Raw genomic sequence first — 20,274 nt, 5'->3', positions numbered from 1 at the left:
TTTATTTTGTAGTATATTTTAGAACCATCTTCTAACTAAAGTACAGTATTGTTTATACTCGGAACCAAAAAGACTGGTAAGAGCTTCCTCCTCTGGGAATATTTGAAAAACGTTCATATAAGATACAAACCCAGCAACCAAAATAGTGTTAAAAGCATTTCCTAACCATAATCCCCAAGCCATCAACAGCAATAACATTGCTAAATACATAGGGTTTCTGGAATATTTATAAATACCCTTAGTAACCAAACTAGAAGCTTTTGAAGGTTTAACAGGGTCTATTGTTGTTTTACTTCTATAAAACTGTAATAAAGAAATTAATACTATTAATAATGCCAATATCAATAAAACACCCATAAGATACTTGGTTCCAAAAAAAGCAAGATCACCAACAGGTAAAAATTTATTAAGAAAATACATTGCTAAAGCAAAAAACAAAACAACTATCGCAGGTGGAATTTTTAATTTCATTCTTTAAAATTACTATTTTTGAAATCTTCCATAATTAGTTTTTCAAAAAAATAAATGAAACTGGTATTTGCAACACATAATCTTAACAAATTAAAAGAAGTGCAATTACTTTTACCAAAAGCAATTACTATTTTATCATTATCCGATATTGGGTGTAATGAAGAAATTCCAGAAACTGGAAAAACCTTGGAAGAGAATGCTCAATTAAAGGCGGACTATGTTACTCAAAAATATAACTATCCATGTTTTGCAGATGATACTGGCCTGTTAGTAGATGCGTTAAACGGTAATCCTGGAGTTTATTCCGCAAGATACGCAGGAGAGCACAAAAGTTCTAATGACAATATGGATAAACTTTTACAAGAATTGAATAATAAAAGGAGTAGGATAGCTAAGTTCAAAACGGTAATTGCCTTGAATCTGCCAACAGAGCAAAAACAGTTTTATGGTATTGTTGAGGGAGAAATAACAACAGAGAAGTATGGAAAAAAAGGTTTTGGGTATGACCCCGTATTTAGGCCAAACGGATATGACAAGACTTTTGCTGAGCTACTCTTATCAGAAAAAAACAAAATAAGCCATAGAGGAAAGGCAATCCAAAAACTGGTAAAGCATCTTACAGAAAGTATTTAACCCCAACTATCTGCATGTAAATAAATAGCAGTACCTTTGCCGCTTTAATAAACGCCGCTGGTATAGCATGTGTTGCGCCGAGTCTAATAGGTCATTTACGAGAACCGCTCTATGCAACATACATATTTGCGAATTAAGTAAAACTTATTATGACAAAATTTGAAGCACTGGGACTGCAAAAGTCCCTGTTAAATGCTATTTCAGATTTAGGGTTTGAAACTCCTTCTGAAGTACAAGAAAAAGCAATTCCAATCTTATTGGAAGACGAAACCGATTTGGTCGCTTTGGCGCAGACGGGAACAGGAAAAACCGCAGCCTTTGGTTTTCCTTTAATTCAAAAAATTAATAACGAAAGTAGAACTACCCAAGGGTTAATTCTTTCTCCTACAAGGGAACTCTGTTTGCAGATTACCAATGAAATACAATTGTATTCCAAATATGAAAGAGGAGTAAATGTTGTTGCAATTTATGGTGGAGCAAGCATTACAGACCAAGCTAGACAGATTAAAAAAGGAGCACAAATAGTTGTGGGAACTCCAGGTAGAATGAAAGATATGATTAGCCGTGGGTTGGTTGATATTTCTAAAATTGACTATTGTATTCTTGATGAGGCAGATGAAATGCTGAACATGGGGTTCTATGAGGATATTAAGGATATTCTTTCCAATACTCCCAATGAAAAATCTACATGGTTATTTTCGGCTACCATGCCAAAAGAAGTTTCTACCATTGCTAAAAAATTTATGCACTCTCCCAAAGAGATTACAGTGGGTGATAAAAATTCAGGAGCCTCTACAGTACAACATGAACACTATGTTGTAAGTGGTAGAGATCGATACCCAGCATTAAAGAGGTTAGCTGACGCTAATCCAGGTATATTTTCAGTTATTTTTTGTAGAACCAAAAGGGATACCCAAAAAGTTGCAGAAAAACTGATTGAAGATGGTTATAATGCTGGTGCGCTTCACGGTGATTTAAGCCAAAACCAAAGAGATTTGGTAATGAACTCATTCCGTAAAAAACAAATACAAATGTTGGTTGCAACAGATGTGGCCGCTCGTGGAATAGATGTTGATGATATTACGCACGTAATAAATTATCAATTACCAGATGAGATTGAAACCTATACACACCGTAGTGGTCGTACAGGTAGAGCGGGCAAGTCAGGAATTTCTATGGTAATTGTTACTCGTAGTGAGTTAAGAAAAATCACTGCTATAGAACGAAAAATAAAGCAAAATTTTATTTCTAAGAAAATACCAACAGGAATCGAAATCTGTGAGATTCAATTATATCATCTTGCAAATAAAATTAAGGATACTAAAATCAATGATGATGTAGATCATTATTTACCTGCAATCACTGATGTTCTACAAGGAATTGACCGTGAAGAACTTATTAAAAAGATTGTTTCGGTTGAGTTTACAAGATTTTATCAGTATTACAGCAAATCTCAAGACCTTAATTCGTCAGATTCTGGTAGAAGGGAACGAGGAGAAAGAAAAGAAAGTCGTTCTAGAGGTGGAGAAGTTCCCACCAACGGTTCTGTTAGATACTTCATAAATGTTGGAGAAAAAGATGGGTATGATTGGATGTCCCTAAAAGACTTCCTTAAAGATACTTTAGATGTTGATAGAGATGTTATTTATAAAGTAGATACCAAAGAAAGTTTCTCTTTCTTTAATACTGATGCTGAACACACAGAAAAAATACTAAGTACTTTTTCTGAATTTAAGGTAGATGGTAGATTTGTAAATGTGGAAGTTTCTAAAAATCCCGGAGGTAGCGGTGGTGGACGACGCAATGATAGAGGAAGGGACCGAAGCAGAGGGAAAAGTGATAGAAATAGAAGTAATAGTGAAGGTGGTCGTAGAAGGGACAAAAGCTCTTTTAAAGGCAATTCTGGCGGCTCTAGTAATTCTGGAGGTAGAAGAAAAAGCAAAAGAAGAGATGGCTTTTATTAGTTAATTGTATATTAAAAAAACACGCAGTAGCGTGTTTTTTTATTTTGTTTACTATTTTTAGAATTGGATTTTGTACATGAGAAAAATTATACTCGTTTGTTTTTGCCTTATAAGCTTCATAGGAACTGCCCAAGAAGACAATGGGGAAATTAAAGCTATTGTTGTCAACGCACAAACAGATACTCCGATGGAGAGTGTCCATGTAGTGAACCTCAACAAAGTAGTAGGAACCATTACCAACAAAGAAGGAGAATTTACAATATCAGCCGCAGTAAACGATACTTTATATTTTACCTTTTTAGGTTTCAAGTCACAAAAGGTTAGAATTACCAATGATATGTTCAAGTTTGAGGATACAAAAATTACATTGACTGAATTGGCATATGCCTTAGAAGAAGTCATAGTAAAACCATACCAGCTTACGGGTTATTTGGAAATCGATGTGAAAAATCTACCAATTAACAATGCTTATCAATATAGCATCTCTGGCTTATCTAAAAGCTACGAAGGCGGTAACAAAACTCCAAGTGCGGTAACCAAAGTTTTGGGAGCAATACTTAACCCAGCTGATTTGTTAAGGAACTTATTTGGAAAGAAACCAAACCAAATGAGAAAATTAAGGCAAATGAAAGAAGATGACCAAATTAGAGATCTCTTAGCCGCAAAATTCGATAGGGAAACTTTAATGGAGCTCTTACAATTGGAAAAAGTAGATATAGATGACATTCTAAACAACTGTAATTATTCTAGGTCATTTATTATGACTGCAAATGATCTTCAAATTTTGGATGCTATTAGCAGTTGTTATGAAGAATACAGGGTTTTAAATAGAAAAAACTAAATTATCGTACCCGAGGTAATGTCCTACAAATAAATTTTCTATTTCCACTATCATTTTATAGCTTTAAAGAAAATTCATGAGAATGAAAAAACTACTTATTGCTATTCCCTTAATCCTGTTGGTTTTTAGTTGTAAAGATGTCAAAAATGCTTCCACAAATGACACTGCCATTGCAACAGATTCTATTGAGGTAGAAGAGAAAAAAGTTCCCTTTCTATGGGAAAGTGCCAATATCTACTTTTTACTGACAGATAGGTTTTATAATGGTAATAAGGATAACGATATTAACTTTGACCGTACCGAAGAAACTGGAGTTTTAAGGGGCTTCATGGGAGGAGACATACAAGGTATCACCAAAAAAATAAACGAAGGATATTTTACAGATTTAGGGGTTAATGCTATATGGTTTACACCTACTGTGGAACAAATCCACGGTGCAGTGAACGAAGGAACAGGTAACACCTATGGATATCATGGATATTGGGCAAAAGATTGGACAGCTTTAGACCCCAATTTTGGAACAAAAAAAGATTTGGAAACTTTGGTGAAAACCGCTCACAAAAAAGGAATTCGCATTTTGTTAGATGTTGTTCTTAACCATACTGGGCCAGTAACAGATGAAGATTCTGTTTGGCCGTCACATTGGGTACGAACCAGTCCAACATGTGAATTTACCACCTATGAAAATACAACTAGCTGTACACTAGTAGATAATTTACCCGATATCTATACCGAATCTAGTGAACCAATAGCGCTCCCTGATCAGCTTTTGGCCAAATGGAAAAATGAAGGAAGATTAAGTACAGAGTTAGATGAATTACAATCCTTTTTTGATAGAACTGGTCACCCTAGAGCACCACGTTTTTATATAATTAAGTGGTTGACAGATTATGTGAATGAATATGGTATTGATGGTTTTAGAGTAGATACAGTAAAACACGCAGATGAAAATGCATGGAGTGAACTCTATGCAGAAGCTTCATATGCTTTTGAAACATGGAAGAAAAAACACCCCGATAATGTATTGGATAATAACCCATTTTTTATGGTAGGTGAAGTTTATAATTATAATATTTCTGCTGGTCGTGAATTTGATTTTGGGAACAAAAAAGTAGATTACTTTAATTATGGCTTTAAAAGCCTTATTAATTTTGAACTAAAAAAAGATGCCCTAAGTGATTATGAAACCATTTTTAAAAAATATAATACTCTTTTAAATACAGAACTCAAAGGGAAAAGTGTGCTCAATTACCTAACCTCTCATGATGATGGGGAACCTTTTGATAAAGAGCGTAAAAAATCTATTTACTCTGCTAATGTGTTGTTGCTTACACAAGGTGCATCCCAAATCTACTATGGTGATGAAACAGCGAGAAACCTTACTATAGAAGGTACTGAGGGAGATGCCACACTACGGTCTTTTATGAACTGGCAAGACTTGGACAGTCTACCCGAAACAAGAAGGATACACAATCACTGGCAAAAATTAGGGAAGTTTAGAGCCAATCATTTGGCTATAGGGGCAGGAAAACATAAAAGGCTTGCTAAAAGTCCATATGTCTTTAGTAGAAGTTATGTAGATGGAGATTATAAAGACAAGGTAGTAGTTGGGTTAAACTTACCCAAGGGTAAAAAATACCTTTGGGTAAAGGGATTTTTCGGCGATGGCACCAAATTATATGATACATATTCTGAAACAGAAGTATTGGTGCAAAACGGAAAAGTTCTCTTAGAGAATGACTATGATATTGCTCTTTTGGAATTAGCAGAGTAGATCTATTTGTTTGAATGCACAGCAATTCTATTTCCTTCTGTGTCCAACAATAGTCCCATAAAACCATGTCCGCCACCAATTTCTGTTTTTTGTTTTAATACTTTACCTCCAGAAGTTTCTACCTTTCCTAATTCTGTTGCAATGTCTTCACAAGAAAAATAAATTAGTGGTCCATCAGTTTCACTTGGTATATACATTTCATGTTTTACCAAAGAACCTTGTGCTCCAGACTTTTTTGGATCATTGGGAAACCAACCCATAACAAAACCACCTAAATCATGTACACTAATCTCAATTGCAAAAACTTTTTCATAAAACTCCTTTGCCCGGTCCATATTAGTCACAGGTACTTCAAACCATCCTACCATATTCTATTTTTCTAAGTTTGTTTTTAAACTACCTAATCCTTCTTCAAAATCCTTACCCACCATTTTATCCATGCTCATAAAAAGCGTCATAATACTCATTGGAAATTTGTTCTTACCAGAGAAGCCCCAAGTAACTTTTGTATTTCCTTTAGAAACTTCATCAACATCAATATAGCAATCTGATGTGGATTTCCATGGTTTTAGAAATCGCAGTTCAGATTCTATTCGCTTTCCATCAATTATTTTTTTTATTTCTTGTTCTCCCTCACCTACATCTTTATTTCCTATCCAATGACTTACACAACCAACCTCTCCATCAGTTCCCGTAAAAGTTTTTTTCATATTTGGGTCCTTTTTTGCCCAGGGTGACCATTCATCCATTTTTTTTAACGAAAGCAAATATTTAAATACATCAGACCTAGGTTTAGTTATTTCTATACTTCTAGAAACATCATAAGTCTTTGGTGCCAACAGGGCAAGTATTAAAATTAAAAGAACAATTCCCCCTAAAATATAAAGTAATGTCATCATTTGTTTATCAATTAGTTAGTCCAATAAATATAGCGAAATTTATTTATCGGTATAATATCTTTCCAAAATAGCATCAATGCTTTTTATTGATTTTTTTGACCAATCTAAACGTTTATTTAATTTTTCGGTTTCCAATATACCCCAATCAATGTTCCCTTTTTTTAATTTAACCGTTAATGATTGTAAAATAATTGCTGCGGATACAGAAATATTTAAACTTTCAGAAAAACCTACTGTTGGTATTTTAATAAATCCATTGGCTTTATCCATGACTTCCTGGCTTAATCCTTCCTTTTCAGTTCCAAAGAACAAAGCAGCTTTACCATCAATTTTAAAATCATCTAAAAAACAGGATTCATTATGAGGAGTAGTTGCAATGATTTTATATCCATTATTTCTTAGGGCATCTATACAGTCTGTAGTGTTTTTATACCTATACACATCAACCCATTGCTGAGCTCCCATTGCAATGTTCTTATCAAGCCGATTACCAAACCTTCCTTCTATAACATGTGCCTGTTGTATTCCAAAGGCATCACAACTCCTTATGACGGCACTCGTATTATGCATTTGGTAAACATCTTCAATGGCAACAGTAATATAATTGGTCCGACTTTCCAATATTTCTAGAAACCTTTGCTTACGTTCTGGGGAAATAATTTTCTCTAAATATGTAAGTAAATCAGAATCAAACATAATTCTAATATAATAAAAATGTAAAATGTATAAATTTGATGATATTGAATTTGTTATATGAAACAAAAAATAGCTGTACTCACCGGAGCAGGAATAAGTGCTGAAAGTGGCATAAAAACATTTAGAGATGCAGATGGACTTTGGGAAGGACATGATGTTATGGAAGTTGCCACCCCGCAGGGATTTGCCAAAAATCCAGAATTGGTACTGGACTTTTATAATCAGAGAAGAAGACAGCTTTTTGATGTTGAACCAAATAAAGCACATAAAGCTTTGGCAGAATTGGAAGTTTATTATGATGTTTCCATTATTACCCAAAATGTGGATAACCTTCATGAGCGTGCTGGCAGTTCCCAAATCTTACATTTACATGGTGAGCTTTTAAAAGTAAGGAGTACGCAAAACTCTAATACTATTTTAGAATGGAAAAAGGATTTAAAATTGGGAGATTTATGTGACAACGGATACCAACTACGACCACATATAGTTTGGTTTGGAGAAGATGTCCCTTTACTTAATCATGCAGCAGAAATTGTATTGGAGTCTGATATTGTAATTATTATAGGCACATCCATGCAAGTATATCCAGCTGCCGGACTTATAAATTATGCACAGAAAGGAAATCCTATCTATTTCGTAGATCCCAAACCAAGCATTGGAAAATATGATTTTGAGAATCTCACTATTATTTCCGAAACCGCAGTAAATGGAGTCCCTAATCTTACCTTTTCTTTAATTGATAAAATTTCTAGTTTATAAAAAAAATATGACAAAAGAAGAACTATACAACTCCTTAAATTATATAGATCATACAAGGGAAAAAAGAGGGAGAATGGCAGAAATAATTCTTGGCGACCCAACTCTTATCCGCCCTCTCATGGAAATTGTTTTCATGGTAAATGACCCCGTTTCTACCAAAGCGTGTTGGGGATTGGAATTTTCTGCTAAACAAGATATAAAGCCAATTCTGCCACATATAGATTATTTTATAAATAACATTCACACAGTAAAGTACGAATCAGCTGTTAGGCCTATGGCAAAAATGTGCGAATTATTAATGCTAGATTATTTTAAAAAAGAGAATTCTATTACTAGAGAGCATATAAAAGAAGGGCATCTAGAAAAAATAGCAACTGCATGTTTTGATTGGCTAATTGGCAACCACAAAGTAGCTCCAAAAGCACATTCTATGACCTGCCTACTTTTGATAGGCTCAAAATTTTCATGGATACATCCAGAACTAAAAATGATACTAGAACAAAATTATGCCCAAGGCAGTGCAGCTTACAAGGCCAGAGCCAGACATACATTGGCAAAACTTTAAAACTCTTAAACTATATAACTATCTTTGCCCTTTCAAAAATTCAATCCAAAAAAATGTCATTAAACCCCTTAAACGCCATTTCTCCAATTGATGGTCGGTATAGAAACAAAGTAAATAATCTTGCACCATTTTTCTCTGAAGAAGCCCTTATTAAATACAGAGTGCTTGTAGAGATTGAATATTTTATTGCTTTGTGTGAAATTCCTTTACCTCAACTCAAATCCTTTGACACAACAAAATTTGAATCCCTGCGTAAAATTTATCAAGATTTTACTTCAGAAGATGCTCAGACAATTAAAGACATAGAAAAAATTACTAATCATGACGTCAAAGCGGTTGAATATTTTATAAAAAAGAAGTTTGATTCATTAGGGTTAGAAGTCCACAAAGAGTTTATCCATTTTGGATTAACATCACAGGATATAAACAACACAGCCATTCCCCTTTCATTAAAAGAGGCCATGAATGAGGCATATGTCCCACAGTATTTTGAAATACTGGAAAAACTTACAAGTTTGGCTTCCGAGTGGGCAGATATTCCCATGTTGGCAAGAACCCACGGTCAACCAGCCTCCCCTACCCGATTGGGTAAAGAAATTGAAGTTTTCGTTGTTCGATTAAAAGAACAATTTAATTTATTAAATGATATTCCAAGTGCAGCCAAATTTGGTGGCGCCACAGGAAATTACAATGCACATAAAGTAGCTTACCCAGAAATTGATTGGAAAGCTTTTGGGCAACAATTTGTACAGGAAAAATTAGGACTGCACCACTCTTTTCCTACCACTCAGATTGAACATTATGACCATATGGCTGCCCTATTTGATACGTTAAAACGTATCAATACAATTATTATAGATTTGGACAGGGACTTTTGGACCTATGTTTCCATGGATTATTTTAAACAAAAAATAAAAGCTGGGGAAGTTGGTTCTTCTGCTATGCCGCATAAAGTAAATCCAATAGATTTTGAAAACTCTGAAGGGAATTTGGGTATTGCCAATGCTCTTTTTGAGCACTTGTCTGCCAAACTTCCAGTTTCTCGATTGCAAAGAGATTTAACAGATAGTACTGTACTTAGAAATATTGGTGTCCCAATGGCTCATACTTCTATTGCTTTTCAATCTACGATGAAAGGATTGAACAAATTATTATTGAACAAGGAGAAGTTTGAACAAGACTTGGAAAATAATTGGGCAGTGGTTGCAGAGGCAATTCAAACTATTTTAAGGCGTGAGGGTTATCCAAATCCATATGAAGCCTTAAAAGGTCTTACGCGTACCAATGAGAAAATAAATCAGCAATCCATTGCCAATTTTATTGACACTTTAGAAGTTTCGGATGCTATTAAAAGTGAATTAAAAAAAATAACCCCAGCAAATTATACTGGGGTTTAATACTTTTTTAAAAAAGAAATAATATTATCCTTTCTTCTGTATTTCTACTGCATGTGGATAAGGTATTTCAATACCAGCTTTATCCAATGCTAGTTTACAGTTCTCATAAGTTGCAAAATATACATCCCAATAATCTTCGGGTTTACAAAAAGGTCTTACTGCAAAATCAACCGAGCTGTCTCCCAAACCAGAGACATTTACTGAAGGTGCAGGGTCCTTTAACACTTTTGGGTTGGATGTAAGTACTTCTAACAACACTTCCTTGGCTTTCTTTATATCCTCGTCATAACCAATTCCAACTGTAGTGTCTACTCTCATTTTTCCTTCAGCAGTATAGTTTATGATATTACCATTTGCCATAGCACCATTTGGAACAATTGCCAACTTGCTGTCTGGAGTTGTTAATTTGGTGGTGAAAATTTCTATTTCTTTAACAACGCCTAAAGTCCCTTGAGCCTCAATTAAATCTCCAATTTTGTACGGCTTAAAAATCATAATTAAAACTCCACCTGCAAAATTGGAAAGCGAACCTTGTAATGCTAAACCTACAGCCAAACCAGCAGCGGCTATAACGGCAGCAAATGTGGTAACATCCACTCCAAGTCGCGATATCACTAAAAGAATTAAGAATATTCTTAATGCCCATGAGATTAAATTTACTAAAAATCGTTGCAGTGATTCATCATAACTGCCTTTTGCCATCATCTTTTTGGATGCCTTAATAATTCTATTGATTATCCAAGATCCAATAATATAAATAACAAGTGCTGTAATTAATCTAGGCCCAAACTCTTTGGCCAAATCAATTCCATAATTAATCCATTCCTGTGCTTTTTCCATAATATATATAGTTAATGTTAATGTGTGCCCCAAGATAACAATTTGTATGAACAAAGAGAATGGACAATCAAATGTTAACCATAAAAAAATCCTGCTCCAAATAAATAGAACAGGACTAAAATTTTAGTTACTCCAAAAAGTTAACCTTTCAAAAATTCTCCAATATCGCCAAGGCCTTCACCTTTATAATCGGATTTTTGAATGGCTTGTAAAAGCTGTACAATATGAGCCGGGTTCATATCCTTGCCAAGAACTCTCACTAAGGCAAAACCCTTCTCTTTACTATTTCCATAAATGATTACCTCATCTATGGCGTCCTCATCACCTAAATATTTTATAACTCCCTTACCATAGCTAGAATTCAATTTCATTAACTCCACAAACTCATCGTTCTTTAGAATATCTTTTACTTTGGCGTTTTCAATTTTATAATCCGCTTCATTATTGGCAGTCTTTTTAAAAGCCAAAACGTTTAATTTCCTTAAAGAGGAAAGTGCTTCTTTTTGTCCCTCGGTTAAATCGGCCTCGGCCAAATTCAAAATACTAGTAGGCACGTCCAAAGAGATGAAGTTTGGATTTTCTGCACTATCTACATAATATTCTTGAAGACTCTGTGTTGATGAGCAAGAAGCGACGAAGGCTACTACTATAACCAACAAACCTTTTAATATACTTTTCATTTTCTGTTTTTTTTGATTGATTGCTTTAATATAAAATTTCAGTTGGCAAATTCAAATAATATTGCCAACTGAAATCAATACTCTTAATGCTTCTCCGCTTTATTTAATTCTTCCGGAAGATTCATCTTACTAGTAAGGGCTCCAATTTTTGTTAAATCAATATCTCCTGTTAAAGAAAGTAATACTGTTTCAATCTTTCTATCATTAATTTCTATATCTGCATTTTTTATTCCAGTGACAAACATTAACAACTCACTAACATGGTCTTCATCCTTTCCATTCTTAATATAGAATTTTATATTGGCGTCTTTATCCTTAACACGCATTAACTCTTCTAAAGATGCAGACTTAAGATACTTAGTCATCGTTGCTGCCATATCTGTAGAAACTCCTTTATCTTCTGTTATAAAAACCTTTAATCCCGTAAGGCTCTGCGCTATATCCATAAAATCTTTTGCCTCTGGATCGTCAATATCTACATTAATATTGCTTAAAAGCTTAAACATACTTTTATTTACTACCACAGAACTAACATTTTCCAAATCTTCATACTTGTCAAAAGCTGATTGTGAAAAACCTGCTAGGGGTACAATTGCAATTAATACTATTAAAATATACTTTTTCATTTTTCTAAATTTTATTTGTTATTATAAATTTTTTGAGTTGTTGTTTCAAACTCGGTTAAATAAGCCATCTTTTGGGTTCCTTTTCCAAAATTATCGGCCAACAAGTTCAATGCTCTTTTTGTTTCATTAAATGCATATTCTGCTTGTTTTTGTTCTTGGTACTCCTTACCAAAATAGATGCCAAACATTAGAACGGCCACCGCAGCAACGGAAATCCATTTATAATAGATGTTTCTGGTCTTAGCGACCCCTGTGACGGATACCTGCTTTGTAAACTGTTCTTCCTTGGCATTGGAAAAATATTGAAACATGGGAGCGTACTGTTCCAAATGCGGTGCTATGTTTTCATTTGTGAAATAGGCTCTTAGTGTTTTCTCATCAGCTACTGTAGCAGTTGCTTCAAAGTACTTTTCCAATAATTTTTCTATGTTATCCAATTCCATAGCTATGTTTTTGTATTAATTTTTCTCTAACTGTTTTTCTTGCTCTGGACAATGTTACCCGCACTGCTGTAGGTTGCATTTCCAGTAATTTCGCTATCTCATCAAAATCGTATTCTTCTACATCTCTCAATTGTAATACCATTTTTTGTTGATGGGGCAACTCTTCCATTATTTTTTCTACCCAGCTTACACTGTCATTGGCTTCAACTTGTTTTTGTAATGATGTGTTTTCATCGCTATAATTGCTGTGTACCAATTTTAAGTTACTTGCTTGTTTGGATTTTAATCTGTCCAAACAAAAGTTCTTTGTCATGGTCATGGCAAAAGCCTCCACATTGTTATACTCTTCAATTTTATTGTTCTTAGACCACAACTTCATCAGTATTTCTTGTGTAGCATCCTCTGCTTCCTCTGAGGAAGTCAACAAACGTTTTGCTAGTCTGTAGAGCTTATCTTTAAAGGGCATTACCACTTTTACAAATTCTGCCTGATTCATGCTTTGGTATAGTTGTTTTGCAATCCTAATTAGAGGGTTACATAATGAAGACGAAGTACAACGATTTTTGTTACAAAAAATTTTTATTCTCCTTGGATGTCCATAATTTAGACGCTTGTACTTTATAAAAATAAGTATATTGCATTTGAAAGGAAAGTTATAGAATCAATACTAAATGGAATGATAATTGATTCTTGAAAAGAAAAAAAGCTATGAAAAAATATATTTTATTGTTTGTTGGTGCCACCATATTGTTTGTTGGTTGTAAAAAGAATGATGACGGCGTGGGTGAACCAGGTGGGCAAGACCCAGATCCAAATGCTGGTGTGGATGTACAGGATTTTATGTGGAAAGCATTAAATCTATGGTATTTTTGGCAAGCCGATGTACCAGATTTGGCGGACACTCGTTTTTCCAGTACCGAAGAATATACTACCTACTTAGAACAATTTTTGAACCCAGAGAGTTTTTTTTATGATGAACTTCTTTTCACAGAAGACCGTTTTAGTTTTTTAGCAGAAGATTATAATACTTTAATACAGTCCCAAGCTGGTATTTCTAAAAGTGATGGATTGGAATATGGCTTAGTAAAATTTTCTGATAGTGATGATGTCTTTGGATATGTACGCTACATTGTTCCTAATTCTGATGCTTCAACAAAAGATATTGCCAGAGGAGAACTCTTTACTGGTGTGGATGGGCAAACATTAAACCTAAATAACTATGTTGAGTTACTTTTTGGTGATAATGATACCTATACGCTAAACATGGCAGATATTGAAAATAATTCCATTACTCCTAATGATAAGGAAGTTACATTGACCAAAATGGAAGGCTTGGTAGAAAATCCCGTTTTTATTGCCAAATCATTTGATATTAATGGTAATAAAATTGGATATTTAGTGTACAACCGTTTTACCAGTAATTTTGATGATGACCTTAATGATGCCTTTGGGCAATTTAGCTCAGAAGGAGTAACTGATTTAGTCTTAGATTTAAGGTACAACCCTGGAGGTTCTGTAAACTCCTCTCGTTTACTGGCAAGTATGATTTATGGTACAAATACAAGCGACCTGTATATAAGGCAGCGTTGGAATGATAAGATACAACCAGAATTAAGCGCTGAACAATTGGAAGACTATTTTGGAAATGAAACCGGAAGTGGAGCTAATCTTAATACATTAAATCTTAACAAAGTTTATATTTTGGCCACTAACAGTTCTGCCTCTGCAAGTGAATTGGTGATGAATGGCTTAGCTCCATATGTGGATATTGTACACATTGGTGAAACCACAAGGGGTAAAAATGAATTTTCCATTACTCTAGTAGATATTCCAAGCAATAGTTTTGTATATAACTCTGGCAAAGTGAATGATATTAACTCGGAGAATAGCTGGGGCATGCAGCCTTTGGTAGGTAGAAATGAAAATGCAGATGGTTTTTCTGATTATACGGCTGGTTTGGTTCCAGATGTTGAATTAGAGGAAGATTTGGCCAATCTTGGAATCTTAGGGGATTTAAACGAGCCCTTATTGGCCAGAGCCATACAAGAAATTACTGGGATTTCTGGAAAAAGAGATTTTACAGTAAAAATGCCTGTCAAGATTATGACCAGTAGAAAAATGTTTACTCCTGCCAAGGATAATATGTATCTGGATAAGAATCTAGATTTAAACCTGAACATTCAGTAAAAAGCAAAAAGAGGCTTAAAATTTAAGCCTCTTTTTTTATCTTCTTACATATTAAGGTTCATTCCTATTCTAATGTTTCTACCTTTTGTAGTAAAACCAATAATCTCTGTATAGTCTTCATTCAATAAATTGTTGGCGGATAAAAATACGCTCAATTTATTAGCAATCACTTCGTGACCAACATATACATCCACTAATGAAAAAGGCGAAAGGGCCACATCAGTAAAGGTGTTAAAGTCGGTATCAGAACGTTCTCCTGTATAGGAATATGTCATAGACATATAAGTTTTCTCTGAAAAATCATACCCAAAGGAAGTATTTATTTTATGCTTCGGTATGCGAATAGCATTATCACCCTTCCGCTCTGTAAAGGTGTAATTGGCGGACCATTTTAAAGCATCAAACAAATCCCAGTCTAGTTCAATCTCAATTCCTTGGGCATCAATAAATCCCTCAATGTTTTCATAACCATTAAGGCCATAAACAATGGGATTGTTCTCTTCTCTATTAAAATAAAGGGCACTAGCTCTTAAATCATTACTTCCATATTCAAAACCTCCTTCAACAGTCCTGTTCCCTTCAGGCTCTAAATTAGGGTTAGCACCAAAAAAACCAAACAATTGAGTAAGTGTTGGTGTTATATAAGAAGTTGCATAGGAACTCATCAGTTTTAAGTAGCCACTATTTAATTTATGGGTATACGATGGGTTCACATTGTATACAAAATGGGAACCATATTCAGAATGATTGTTTAACCTTCCTCCTAGATTCAAATTCAATCCAAAAGCAGATATGTATATGGCATTTAGGTAAGGGTCTGTAATTTTAAAATCTTTTGCTACGTCAAATTTACTTTCGTCTTTAAGATAATTTAGGCCTATAATCGTATGGAAAACATTATTAAAAACATACTTATTGTAAACATCTACAACTAAATTAGTGCCTTTAAACATATTTGGGAAGGCACTTTGGTTTTCCGAGGCATAATCAGCAAATGATCCATTAACATTTATAGAACCGTTTTTATATTTATAAATTGATGAAAGTCCAACTCTTTTTTGTTCACTTAAAAACTGATAGGGAGCATCTATCAACCCAAAAGATTCATCAAACTGAGTTCTTAACTTGGTGTGATTACCATAAATAGCAACCCCAAAATCATCTGTAAATTGGTAGCCAAGCTTTACATCTGTACTAAAATTTGAATAATCATCTTCTCTATTATTAGGAGTCATAATAGCAGAAAGGCCATTGGAATATTGATTTGAAAAACTAGTTAAATAATTAAATTTTCCCAATGTCCCATTCAATTGTACTCCATTCGAAAAGTCAGAAATATTATAGTTTTGGTCTTTTGTAGTTTGATTGGTTCCTAAACTCGACTGAACATTTAAAGCTATTTTCTCTTGAGTGGCTTTTTTTGTTATAATGTTTATAACTGCCGTAGCTGCATTGGCACCATAAAGTGTACTTGCGGCACCTTTAATAATTTCAATGGATTCAATACTGGAAGTGGACAATAAACGTAGATCATAATCTTGTGAAGAAGAGGATGGGTCGGACACCCTAACACCATCTATTAGTACTAATACTTGCTTACCTCTGCCACCTCTAGCATAAACACCATAAATTGCTCCTTTTCTACCTCTACTTCCTGTAATTTCAATACCACTTTTGGTATTAATGATTTCGGCAATAGACCTGCCTTGATTCTTTCTCAATTCATCCGCAGTAATCTTTATTACTGTTTTTCCAGAGTTTTCCCTTTTAAGTTCAAAACGGGAATCACTTACAACAACTTCGTCCAAATGCTGGACAACAGTGGAATCTTTTTGTTGTTGTGAAACAACATTTGTATACACCAAAGCAATGGCGCATAGCCCAATAAAATTTTTGTTCATTTCGTTTAATTCAATAAACGGGAGATTAGTATGTCTGTACCCATACGTAAACTTCTATCCCGAAAGTTTAACATTATTTGTTTGAATTTGGCAGGTCTCCTGACTTGCAATTTGCTATGCGACCTTCCCATCCATAATGGACAGTGGTAGTAGTACATAACAACTCTTGGAGGTGGTGAAATAAATTCAACACATGCTTACAGTTGCGGGAACAGCTCCAGATTTTCACTGGATTCCCTTTTAATCCTATCACAAAAAGTGATAGAAACCTAAATTCAATACGAAAGTACGTATTACTAATTTGGAATGATAGTCAAAATTATTTTTTCTTGTTCATTTTATATATGAGGTAAATGAAGCCTACAACAAAATGTAGAAGAATAATGCCAGCAATAATATATATAGTTAAATTTGAATCGCCTCTCATAAAAAAAGTTTATCAAAATTACTATCTAAGTACAGTACCGCATGTCACAATTGTCACACAACTTCTTTTTAAAAAAAGTCTCTCTCAATATTGTAGTTGCTGTTCTTTTATTGGGTTGTGCAAACAAATCAAAAAAGGAAAAAATAACGCATCAAGATTTCCATTCTTTTGATATTTCCTACGCAAAAGGTTTTAGTATTGAAAAAACAGATAATGGCATTACTAAAATTACAGTAGTATCTCCCTGGCCAAATGCAAATAAAAACTTCTCCTATGCACTTGTTCCAAAGGAAAAATTAGCAACTATAACATTAAACAAAGATGAATATAATGCTATTGTGACCATACCAATTAAAAACTTTGTAGCTACTTCTACCACTCATGTTCCCGCTTTGGAAAGCTTGGGTGTTCTTGATAAATTAATTGGATTTCCAGATACCCAATATATATCTTCAAAAGAAGCACGAAAAAGAATTGATGAAGGTCTTATAAAAGAGCTAGGAAACAATGAACAATTAAATACCGAAATGCTCATAGCACTGCAGCCTGAATTGGTTGTAGGTTTTGGAATTGACAATGAGAATGCCATATACGAAACCATACAGAAAGCCAATATTCCTGTAGTCTATAATGGGGATTGGACCGAAGAAACCCCATTGGGAAAGGCAGAATGGATAAAATTCTTTGCTCCTTTCTTTCAATTGGAAAAGAAAGCTGATAGTATTTTCAATAATATTGAAAAATCATACCAAGAAGCAAAATCGCTGGCATTGAAAGCAAATGACAAACCAACTCTTTTAAGTGGAGCTATGTACAAAGATGTTTGGTACTTGCCAGGAGGCAAAAGTTGGGCTGCGGAATTTTTAACTGATGCAAACAGTAATTATCTATGGAAAGACTCCAAAGAAACTGGAAGCCTGTCCCTAAGTATTGAAAGCGTACTAAACACTGCCCAACATGCAGAATTTTGGATTGCTCCTTCGCAATACACATCGTACGAATCTATGTTAAAAGGCAACCAGCATTATGCACAGTTTGATGCTTTTAAAAACAAAAAAATATACACTTTTTCCAATACAGTTGGTGAAACTGGAGGATTGTTGTATTATGAACTAGGACCAAATAGACCTGATTTAATTTTAAAGGACCTTATCCATATTTTACACCCAGAAGTATTGCCAAACCATCAATTGTTCTTTTTTACTCCATTAAACTAAATGAGTATTCAAAAAACATATAGACCCTCTTTTATCCTTTTGGCAATAGCATTGTTTATTGCCTTTTTTTTGAACATTAGTTTAGGTTCCGTGAGTATTCCGTTTGGGGGTATTTTTAATTCCATTTTTGGAGGGAATGTACAGGAAGAATCTTGGAGCTATATTATCCAAAATTATAGAATTCCAAAAGCCTTTACTGCTATTCTTGTTGGTGGGGGACTATCGTTAAGCGGTCTTTTAATGCAGACACTTTTTAGGAATCCTTTGGCTGGCCCTTTTGTCTTGGGAATAAGCTCTGGTGCCAGTCTTGGTGCTGCACTTTTAATCATGGGAACTTCTCTATTGTCCGGATTATTTGCCTATGATTTTGTGAACGATGTTACATTGGCTGTGGCATCCAGTATTGGTAGCCTTCTAGTACTTCTTACAGTTATGGTAGTTGCAACAAAAATTAAGGATACCATGGCACTGCTAATTATTGGATTAATGTTCGGAAGTATTACTGCAGCTTTAGTAAGTGTACTTTCTTATTTTTCCAATGCTGAGAATTTACAACGCTATATTTATTGGTCTTTTGGTAGCGTAGGAAACCTTTCATGGTCACAATTGGGTATTCTCTTTTTAATTTTTATTATTGGGTTGCTTATAAGCATTGCAATGATAAAGACTTTAAACGCTTATCTTTTGGGCGAAAATTATGCTAAAAGTCTTGGGGTTAACATTAAGCAAAAACGACACTTAATTATTCTGGCTACAGGATTGTTGGCGGGTGGTATAACAGCATTTGCAGGACCTATTGCATTTGTTGGATTGGCAGTGCCCCATTTAACGCGTCAAATTTTTAATACAACTGATCATAAAGTTTTAGTTCCCGCAGTTGTTATTTATGGAGCTATTTTAATGCTCTTATGTGATGTAATAGCACAATTGCCAAACTCTGCATATGTATTGCCTATTAATGCCATAACTTCCATTGTGGGTGCACCAGTAGTAATTTGGCTCTTGGTCAGAAAAAGAAAAATCATATTTTAAATAGATTCCCTATCAATACAAAAGAACAACATAGTATTCTATCCATAAAAAATCTTTCCATTGGTTATTCAACCAAAAAGAAACAGATTACCATTGCTCAGAATATCAATATTGGTGTTTCACAAGGAGAATTGTGTGCCATTGTTGGTGTCAATGGGATTGGGAAATCAACTCTGCTGCGAACTTTGGGCAATGTACAGCCCAAACTATCTGGAGATATTAGCTTAAAAGGAAAACCTCTTGAAGAATATCAATCTAACGAACTGGCTACCGAAATAAGTATTGTGCTAACTGAGTCTATTGCTTCTAAAAACCTGACAGTTATAGAGCTCATTGCTCTAGGAAGACAACCCTACACAAACTGGATAGGAAGTTTATCTAAAACTGATAAAGAAAAAATTAAATCAGCAATTCAAATGATAGGATTGGAAGAATTGCAACATAAAAAATGTTATGAACTCAGTGATGGTCAATTACAAAAAGTAATGATTGCCCGCGCAGTTGCCCAAGACACTTCCATTATGCTGTTGGATGAACCCACCACCCATTTAGATTTGTACCATAAAGCTCAAATTTTAAAACTCTTGCAACAGATTGCCCATGAAACCAATAAAACAATTGTGTTTACGACCCATGAAATAGAGTTGGGAATACAATTAGCAGATAAAATGTTGGTGTTGGAAAATGACAAAACCAATTTTGGCACACCAAAACAATTAATTAAAAATGCCTGTTTTGAAAGTTTATTCCCAAAAGACACTATTCGTTTTGATGCAACCACAGGCTCCTTTAAAATAAAGAAGTAGCATTTTAATGTCAAACCTTTATCTTTACTGGATAATCCAGATTTAAGTACTCTAGGGCTTGCCTCAAACTCAAAAAAATGTTTTTTTATGTATTTCTTGTGGGCTGGCTCAGAGGT

21 protein-coding genes and 1 riboswitch are annotated in these 20,274 nt (G+C 34.4%); of the genes, 11 read left to right on the top strand and 10 right to left on the bottom strand.

Going from position 1 to position 20,274, the window contains the following annotated elements:
* Nucleotides 1-18: 18 nt before the first annotated feature.
* On the bottom strand, nt 19-471 hold the full coding sequence (locus AC000W_RS09090) for a methyltransferase family protein (protein ID WP_474747735.1): 453 nt from the start codon (nt 469-471) through the stop codon (nt 19-21).
* 54 nt (nt 472-525) lie between these two features.
* On the opposite strand from AC000W_RS09090, the gene AC000W_RS09085 reads away from it, so the two are divergent.
* The 4 genes from AC000W_RS09085 to AC000W_RS09070 all read left to right on the top strand — a co-directional run bounded on the left by AC000W_RS09085 (nt 526) and on the right by AC000W_RS09070 (nt 5,683).
* Nucleotides 526-1,104 carry a non-canonical purine NTP diphosphatase gene (locus AC000W_RS09085; RefSeq protein WP_474747733.1) on the top strand — a complete coding sequence of 193 codons (579 nt, stop codon included), beginning with the start codon at nt 526-528 and terminating at the stop codon, nt 1,102-1,104.
* Nucleotides 1,105-1,253: 149 nt separating this feature from the next.
* Entirely contained in the window at nt 1,254-3,068 is a 1,815-nt protein-coding gene (locus tag AC000W_RS09080; protein ID WP_474747732.1) for a DEAD/DEAH box helicase, read from the top strand.
* A gap of 76 nt (nt 3,069-3,144) precedes the next feature.
* Nucleotides 3,145-3,909 carry a carboxypeptidase-like regulatory domain-containing protein gene (locus tag AC000W_RS09075; protein WP_474747730.1) on the top strand — a complete coding sequence of 255 codons (765 nt, stop codon included), beginning with the start codon at nt 3,145-3,147 and terminating at the stop codon, nt 3,907-3,909.
* An 82-nt stretch (nt 3,910-3,991) separates the two neighbouring features.
* Entirely contained in the window at nt 3,992-5,683 is a 1,692-nt protein-coding gene (locus AC000W_RS09070; RefSeq protein WP_474747729.1) for an alpha-amylase family glycosyl hydrolase, read from the top strand.
* A 2-nt stretch (nt 5,684-5,685) separates the two neighbouring features.
* Here AC000W_RS09070 and AC000W_RS09065 read toward each other — a convergent pair whose 3' ends face one another.
* The 3 genes from AC000W_RS09065 to AC000W_RS09055 are packed head-to-tail and all read right to left on the bottom strand — an operon-like array spanning nt 5,686 to nt 7,278.
* Nucleotides 5,686-6,051 (bottom strand): VOC family protein, encoded by a 366-nt coding sequence (locus AC000W_RS09065; protein WP_474747728.1) that lies wholly within the window; start codon nt 6,049-6,051, stop codon nt 5,686-5,688.
* Nucleotides 6,052-6,054: 3 nt separating this feature from the next.
* Entirely contained in the window at nt 6,055-6,582 is a 528-nt protein-coding gene (locus tag AC000W_RS09060; protein WP_474747726.1) for an SRPBCC family protein, read from the bottom strand.
* Between the two features lie 39 nt (nt 6,583-6,621).
* Complete coding sequence (locus AC000W_RS09055; RefSeq protein ID WP_474747725.1) at nt 6,622-7,278, bottom strand: TrmH family RNA methyltransferase; 657 nt, start codon at nt 7,276-7,278, stop codon at nt 6,622-6,624.
* A 57-nt stretch (nt 7,279-7,335) separates the two neighbouring features.
* Here AC000W_RS09055 and AC000W_RS09050 point away from each other — a divergent pair, with 57 nt between their 5' ends.
* From AC000W_RS09050 to purB, 3 genes are read left to right on the top strand one after another with little or no spacing between them, the layout of a single operon-like run.
* Nucleotides 7,336-8,037 carry an SIR2 family NAD-dependent protein deacylase gene (locus AC000W_RS09050; RefSeq protein ID WP_474747724.1) on the top strand — a complete coding sequence of 234 codons (702 nt, stop codon included), beginning with the start codon at nt 7,336-7,338 and terminating at the stop codon, nt 8,035-8,037.
* Between the two features lie 7 nt (nt 8,038-8,044).
* Complete coding sequence (locus AC000W_RS09045) at nt 8,045-8,602, top strand: adenylosuccinate lyase (RefSeq protein ID WP_474747722.1); 558 nt, start codon at nt 8,045-8,047, stop codon at nt 8,600-8,602.
* 53 nt (nt 8,603-8,655) lie between these two features.
* Nucleotides 8,656-9,999: an adenylosuccinate lyase gene (purB, locus tag AC000W_RS09040; protein WP_474747721.1), complete on the top strand. Its 1,344-nt coding sequence runs from the start codon at nt 8,656-8,658 to the stop codon at nt 9,997-9,999.
* Nucleotides 10,000-10,023: 24 nt separating this feature from the next.
* Here the strand turns inward: purB and AC000W_RS09035 are convergent, their stop codons facing one another.
* The 5 genes from AC000W_RS09035 to AC000W_RS09015 all read right to left on the bottom strand — a co-directional run bounded on the left by AC000W_RS09035 (nt 10,024) and on the right by AC000W_RS09015 (nt 13,084).
* Entirely contained in the window at nt 10,024-10,839 is an 816-nt protein-coding gene (locus AC000W_RS09035; protein ID WP_474747720.1) for a mechanosensitive ion channel family protein, read from the bottom strand.
* A gap of 140 nt (nt 10,840-10,979) precedes the next feature.
* Entirely contained in the window at nt 10,980-11,519 is a 540-nt protein-coding gene (locus tag AC000W_RS09030) for a DUF4252 domain-containing protein (protein WP_474747718.1), read from the bottom strand.
* 83 nt (nt 11,520-11,602) lie between these two features.
* Nucleotides 11,603-12,145, bottom strand: a complete 543-nt coding sequence (locus AC000W_RS09025) for a DUF4252 domain-containing protein (protein ID WP_474747717.1) — start codon at nt 12,143-12,145, stop codon at nt 11,603-11,605.
* 11 nt (nt 12,146-12,156) lie between these two features.
* On the bottom strand, nt 12,157-12,588 hold the full coding sequence (locus AC000W_RS09020; protein WP_474747715.1) for a hypothetical protein: 432 nt from the start codon (nt 12,586-12,588) through the stop codon (nt 12,157-12,159).
* On the bottom strand, nt 12,575-13,084 hold the full coding sequence (locus AC000W_RS09015) for an RNA polymerase sigma factor (protein WP_474747714.1): 510 nt from the start codon (nt 13,082-13,084) through the stop codon (nt 12,575-12,577). The genes AC000W_RS09020 and AC000W_RS09015 overlap by 14 nt, the downstream gene beginning before the upstream one ends.
* A gap of 212 nt (nt 13,085-13,296) precedes the next feature.
* Here AC000W_RS09015 and AC000W_RS09010 point away from each other — a divergent pair, with 212 nt between their 5' ends.
* Nucleotides 13,297-14,775, top strand: a complete 1,479-nt coding sequence (locus tag AC000W_RS09010; RefSeq protein ID WP_474747712.1) for a S41 family peptidase — start codon at nt 13,297-13,299, stop codon at nt 14,773-14,775.
* Nucleotides 14,776-14,819: 44 nt separating this feature from the next.
* On the opposite strand, the gene AC000W_RS09005 is transcribed toward AC000W_RS09010, so the two are convergent.
* The gene (locus AC000W_RS09005) at nt 14,820-16,676 is read right to left on the bottom strand and encodes a TonB-dependent receptor plug domain-containing protein (protein ID WP_474747711.1); all 1,857 of its coding nucleotides are present in this window, start codon (nt 16,674-16,676) and stop codon (nt 14,820-14,822) included.
* 72 nt (nt 16,677-16,748) lie between these two features.
* Nucleotides 16,749-16,965: riboswitch (cobalamin riboswitch) on the bottom strand.
* 179 nt (nt 16,966-17,144) lie between these two features.
* Here AC000W_RS09005 and AC000W_RS09000 point away from each other — a divergent pair.
* The 3 genes from AC000W_RS09000 to AC000W_RS08990 are packed head-to-tail and all read left to right on the top strand — an operon-like array spanning nt 17,145 to nt 20,158.
* Nucleotides 17,145-18,320, top strand: coding sequence for an ABC transporter substrate-binding protein (locus AC000W_RS09000; protein WP_474747709.1), 1,176 nt, complete (start codon nt 17,145-17,147; stop codon nt 18,318-18,320).
* Nucleotides 18,321-19,352, top strand: coding sequence for a FecCD family ABC transporter permease (locus tag AC000W_RS08995; protein ID WP_474747708.1), 1,032 nt, complete (start codon nt 18,321-18,323; stop codon nt 19,350-19,352). It abuts the gene before it with no gap.
* 11 nt (nt 19,353-19,363) lie between these two features.
* Entirely contained in the window at nt 19,364-20,158 is a 795-nt protein-coding gene (locus AC000W_RS08990) for an ABC transporter ATP-binding protein (protein ID WP_474747764.1), read from the top strand.
* Nucleotides 20,159-20,274 lie beyond the last annotated feature (116 nt).

The sequence above is a fragment of the Saonia sp. genome (genome assembly GCF_056326165.1).
Note: the sequence above shows the minus strand (reverse complement) of the source record. Positions and strands in the feature narration are given on the sequence as shown.

Coding starts and splice junctions, on each gene's coding strand:
- AC000W_RS09090 (WP_474747735.1), bottom strand. CDS start 471: ATGAAATTAAAAATTCCACCTGCGATAGTTGTTTTGTTTTTTGCTTTA.
- AC000W_RS09085 (WP_474747733.1), top strand. CDS start 526: ATGAAACTGGTATTTGCAACACATAATCTTAACAAATTAAAAGAAGTG.
- AC000W_RS09080 (WP_474747732.1), top strand. CDS start 1,254: ATGACAAAATTTGAAGCACTGGGACTGCAAAAGTCCCTGTTAAATGCT.
- AC000W_RS09075 (WP_474747730.1), top strand. CDS start 3,145: ATGAGAAAAATTATACTCGTTTGTTTTTGCCTTATAAGCTTCATAGGA.
- AC000W_RS09070 (WP_474747729.1), top strand. CDS start 3,992: ATGAAAAAACTACTTATTGCTATTCCCTTAATCCTGTTGGTTTTTAGT.
- AC000W_RS09065 (WP_474747728.1), bottom strand. CDS start 6,051: ATGGTAGGATGGTTTGAAGTACCTGTGACTAATATGGACCGGGCAAAG.
- AC000W_RS09060 (WP_474747726.1), bottom strand. CDS start 6,582: ATGATGACATTACTTTATATTTTAGGGGGAATTGTTCTTTTAATTTTA.
- AC000W_RS09055 (WP_474747725.1), bottom strand. CDS start 7,278: ATGTTTGATTCTGATTTACTTACATATTTAGAGAAAATTATTTCCCCA.
- AC000W_RS09050 (WP_474747724.1), top strand. CDS start 7,336: ATGAAACAAAAAATAGCTGTACTCACCGGAGCAGGAATAAGTGCTGAA.
- AC000W_RS09045 (WP_474747722.1), top strand. CDS start 8,045: ATGACAAAAGAAGAACTATACAACTCCTTAAATTATATAGATCATACA.
- purB (WP_474747721.1), top strand. CDS start 8,656: ATGTCATTAAACCCCTTAAACGCCATTTCTCCAATTGATGGTCGGTAT.
- AC000W_RS09035 (WP_474747720.1), bottom strand. CDS start 10,839: ATGGAAAAAGCACAGGAATGGATTAATTATGGAATTGATTTGGCCAAA.
- AC000W_RS09030 (WP_474747718.1), bottom strand. CDS start 11,519: ATGAAAAGTATATTAAAAGGTTTGTTGGTTATAGTAGTAGCCTTCGTC.
- AC000W_RS09025 (WP_474747717.1), bottom strand. CDS start 12,145: ATGAAAAAGTATATTTTAATAGTATTAATTGCAATTGTACCCCTAGCA.
- AC000W_RS09020 (WP_474747715.1), bottom strand. CDS start 12,588: ATGGAATTGGATAACATAGAAAAATTATTGGAAAAGTACTTTGAAGCA.
- AC000W_RS09015 (WP_474747714.1), bottom strand. CDS start 13,084: ATGAATCAGGCAGAATTTGTAAAAGTGGTAATGCCCTTTAAAGATAAG.
- AC000W_RS09010 (WP_474747712.1), top strand. CDS start 13,297: ATGAAAAAATATATTTTATTGTTTGTTGGTGCCACCATATTGTTTGTT.
- AC000W_RS09005 (WP_474747711.1), bottom strand. CDS start 16,676: ATGAACAAAAATTTTATTGGGCTATGCGCCATTGCTTTGGTGTATACA.
- AC000W_RS09000 (WP_474747709.1), top strand. CDS start 17,145: ATGTCACAATTGTCACACAACTTCTTTTTAAAAAAAGTCTCTCTCAAT.
- AC000W_RS08995 (WP_474747708.1), top strand. CDS start 18,321: ATGAGTATTCAAAAAACATATAGACCCTCTTTTATCCTTTTGGCAATA.